This is a genomic window from Microbacterium paludicola (assembly GCF_015235415.1).
Classification (GTDB): domain Bacteria; phylum Actinomycetota; class Actinomycetes; order Actinomycetales; family Microbacteriaceae; genus Microbacterium; species Microbacterium paludicola.
In genome coordinates this window covers 1-2,956 of sequence record NZ_JADGLL010000081.1, presented here as the reverse complement: position 1 = coordinate 2,956, position 2,956 = coordinate 1, and the positions used below count along the sequence as shown (strand labels likewise).

Below are 2,956 nucleotides of genomic sequence, written 5' to 3'. Positions count from 1 at the left end.
GCGCCTGCGCCCGCTGCGCGGGCGCGATACCGTGCGTGGATCCGGGCACGCCCGGATCCTTCGTGCTCCTCTCGGTCGGCGCTTCGCGCCTCCCCGCGCCGAGGTCGGCTCGCGTTGCCTCGCGTATTGGTATCGGTCGCGAGTCAGGGGTCTCTGGGGCGGCTTCTGCGCTCCTGGATCCCCTCTCGGGTGCGCTCGCCTTCGGCCTGGCCTCTGTGGGCACAGAGGGGCCGGCTCGCGGTGCGCACGGGCCCTTATCGGGCTGCCCTCCCCCTGCGCATGCGAGCCGGCCTCCGTGCCGGCTTCGCCGGCTACCCCGCCGGCAATGTCCGACCCCCTCAGTAGATTAGTACCTGTCAGAGATACACACTAGAGGAAGGAACGGACTCATGGGCCTGGACATGTACCTCAAGGCGGAGCAGTACGTCACACCGAAGCTCGGCTGGGGGCCGGACGCGCCGGCCAACCCGGCTCACACCAAGCTCATCGAGGCGGTGAAGTTCGATCCGCTGACCTACCAGTCCTCCTGGTAGACGCTCCCGCCGGCCCCGGGCGCTCTGGCGCTCGGGGCCTCTCCGTGCCCCGGCTCAATGTCGGTGGCCACTAATAGATTAGTACATGTCAGAGGTACCACTATTGAGGAGGTTGAAACGATGGGAATGGACGTCTACGGGAAGGCCCCGACCAGCGAGAAGGGCGAATACTTCCGCAACTCGGTCTGGTACTGGCACCCCCTCGCGGAGTACATCCAGGCCGCTCACCCGGCCCTCGCAGAGCCGTGCCAGCACTGGCACACCAACGACGGCGACGGCCTCGACGCCGAGCAGGCACGCGCGCTCGGCGAAGCGCTGCGCGCCGACATCCACAAGGGCACCGTGGCCGCGTACGCCAGCGCCTACGCCGCGCGGATCGAGAGCATCCCGCGTGAGGGCTGCCGGTACTGCGAGGGCACCGGCACCCGACGGGACGAGGTCGGCCAGCAGATGGGCATGGTCGAGCGCGGCTGGTGCAACGCCTGCGACGGCGTCGGCACCTGCGCCCCGCCCGAGGCTCACTACCCGTTCGACGAAGCCAACGTGGCGGCCTTCGCCCGGTTCGCGATCGCATCCGGCGGCTTCGAGATCTGGTGACCTGCCCGGCCCAGACCCCACGGACACGAGGAGGAACACCATGTCCACCTGGAACAGCATCACCATCGAGGAGCCCGGAGCCCTCACCATCGACACCCTGCCCTCGGCCCTCACCAGCGACGGCGAGATCTGGGAAGGCTACGACGCAATCGACGAGCGCGAGGACGTACCCGAGCGCGAAGTGGCCGCCGGCTACACGATCCCCGGACGCACCGGCGACCCGAACGGCTCGATCATCATCCAAGGCCACAGCAAGTACACCGCCGACGAAGCAGCCGCCGCCCTCGCGAAACTCTCCAAGCACACCGGCCGGATCGTCCACCGCGAGGAATGGGACTACGACGAGGTGGGCGGCGGCGTCACCGTCTACGAGAACGGCGCCGCCGTGCCCGACCTCGGCCAGCACACCGAGCTGATCCCCGACCAGCTGCCCAAGCTCATCGACGACCTGCGGCGAGCGCTCGCGGTTCGCGGGTACGAGCGGAACACCGGGCCGCGCGTGCGGGATGCCGCGCGCGCGTTGGTGGCCAGCTGGGACAGCCGGGTCTGAACCGGACGGTTCAATGTCGGAGGCCCCTAGTAGATTAATACCTGTCAGAGATACCAGTTACTAGGAGAGGAAGACCCCATGACCACCATCACTGCCCCGGCCCTCGAGGAAACCCCGGTCCGCGTGGATGAGATCCGGCGCGACCGCGAGCTCACGACCCGGATCGTGCTGCTGGATCGAGAGTTCGAGCGCCACGGCGAGACGTTCCACAGCGCCGTCGACATCACGACCTGGTACCAGCGAGACGCCAAGCAGTTCCGATCGTTCGCCCACCACGTCACCGTCAGCGAGCGGTGGGTGCGAGCGGTGATCGGGTTCGGGCACTCGACGGTGCCGATGCCGCGGGCGATCACTCCGGTGTCGCGGTTCTCGCAGAAGGCCCTGGAGGCGGCGCACCAGCGCTACGTGGACAGCGCCCGGTCGCCGCTGATGTGGCGCGCGCTGCTGGCCTGGGCTGCCGCGCAGGACGTGTCCGACTGACCGACCCCGGGGCCTCTCCGAGCGGGAGGCCCCGGCTCCCCGAGGAGGCACCATGACGAACGCAGCCGACAACCGTCCCGCCGAGATCCGCGTGCTGCACGCGCTTGACGGCACCCCGCGCCCGCTGGAGGAGATCGCGCAGCGGGCGGGCCTGTCGATCCAGGGCGCGCAGTTCTCGCTTGCGCTGCTGGAGATCGACGGCCGGGTCGAATCTTCTCTCGCCGGTTGGCGGATCACCTCGCGCAATGTCGGAGGCCCCTAGTAGATTAATACCTGTCAGAGATACCAGTTACTAGGAGAGGAAGATCCCATGACCACCACCACCCGCCTCGCCGTCAAGGTCACCCCGGACGGACGCACCGAGCGCCTCGACCTCGGCGCCGACGCGTACCCCGTGCTCAGCGGAGCGGTCGAGGGACTCATCGAGCCGGTGACCCTCACCGCCGACCTCGAGTTCTACGTGAACGAGGACGGCTGGGCCCAGTTCGGCGGCGCGCACCGCAACCCGACCGCGGAGGCCGCCCAGTGGGCCATCCTCGGCGGCGCCAACCTCATCGTCGGCCCCGCGGTGTTCACTGGAGGGCTCGACGAGGAGGGCGAGACCCTCGGCCTCAGCGAGGAGCACGCCCAGCAGATCGAGCAGCTCGCCGCAGCTGTCCGCGGAGCCGCCTAGACGCTATGAGTGGTTGAGCCTGAGGCCTCCGCTCGCGTAGACCGTGGGTTGCGGGCCGGTCTTCCGGCTTCGCCTATCCACATACGTGAGGGAGGCCCCAGTTGATATCTGAGCGTACGAGTG

At 68.7% G+C, this 2,956-nt stretch carries 6 protein-coding genes; all 6 read left to right on the top strand.

Translation table 11 applies throughout. The annotated features are described in order from the left end of the window. The first annotated feature begins 389 nt into the window (after positions 1 to 389). The 6 genes from IR155_RS15545 (at position 390) to IR155_RS15520 (ending at position 2,833) form a co-directional block, all read left to right on the top strand. Positions 390 to 533: a hypothetical protein gene (locus tag IR155_RS15545; RefSeq protein WP_167760827.1), complete on the top strand. Its 144-nt coding sequence runs from the start codon at positions 390 to 392 to the stop codon at positions 531 to 533. A gap of 120 nt (positions 534 to 653) precedes the next feature. Next, positions 654 to 1,130, top strand: coding sequence for a hypothetical protein (locus tag IR155_RS15540; protein WP_135115691.1), 477 nt, complete (start codon positions 654 to 656; stop codon positions 1,128 to 1,130). A 40-nt stretch (positions 1,131 to 1,170) separates the two neighbouring features. Further along, positions 1,171 to 1,680, top strand: a complete 510-nt coding sequence (locus IR155_RS15535) for a hypothetical protein (RefSeq protein ID WP_135115690.1) — start codon at positions 1,171 to 1,173, stop codon at positions 1,678 to 1,680. A 78-nt stretch (positions 1,681 to 1,758) separates the two neighbouring features. Beyond that, positions 1,759 to 2,160 (top strand): hypothetical protein, encoded by a 402-nt coding sequence (locus IR155_RS15530; protein WP_135115689.1) that lies wholly within the window; start codon positions 1,759 to 1,761, stop codon positions 2,158 to 2,160. Positions 2,161 to 2,212: 52 nt separating this feature from the next. Beyond that, the gene (locus tag IR155_RS15525) at positions 2,213 to 2,422 is read left to right on the top strand and encodes a DprA-like winged helix domain-containing protein (protein ID WP_135115688.1); all 210 of its coding nucleotides are present in this window, start codon (positions 2,213 to 2,215) and stop codon (positions 2,420 to 2,422) included. Between the two features lie 48 nt (positions 2,423 to 2,470). Next, positions 2,471 to 2,833 (top strand): DUF3846 domain-containing protein, encoded by a 363-nt coding sequence (locus IR155_RS15520; protein ID WP_135115687.1) that lies wholly within the window; start codon positions 2,471 to 2,473, stop codon positions 2,831 to 2,833. Positions 2,834 to 2,956 lie beyond the last annotated feature (123 nt).

Bases quoted from the DNA above. Each gene is read 5' to 3' on its own strand.
- IR155_RS15545 (WP_167760827.1), top strand. From the start codon at position 390: ATGGGCCTGGACATGTACCTCAAGGCGGAGCAGTACGTCACACCGAAG.
- IR155_RS15540 (WP_135115691.1), top strand. From the start codon at position 654: ATGGGAATGGACGTCTACGGGAAGGCCCCGACCAGCGAGAAGGGCGAA.
- IR155_RS15535 (WP_135115690.1), top strand. From the start codon at position 1,171: ATGTCCACCTGGAACAGCATCACCATCGAGGAGCCCGGAGCCCTCACC.
- IR155_RS15530 (WP_135115689.1), top strand. From the start codon at position 1,759: ATGACCACCATCACTGCCCCGGCCCTCGAGGAAACCCCGGTCCGCGTG.
- IR155_RS15525 (WP_135115688.1), top strand. From the start codon at position 2,213: ATGACGAACGCAGCCGACAACCGTCCCGCCGAGATCCGCGTGCTGCAC.
- IR155_RS15520 (WP_135115687.1), top strand. From the start codon at position 2,471: ATGACCACCACCACCCGCCTCGCCGTCAAGGTCACCCCGGACGGACGC.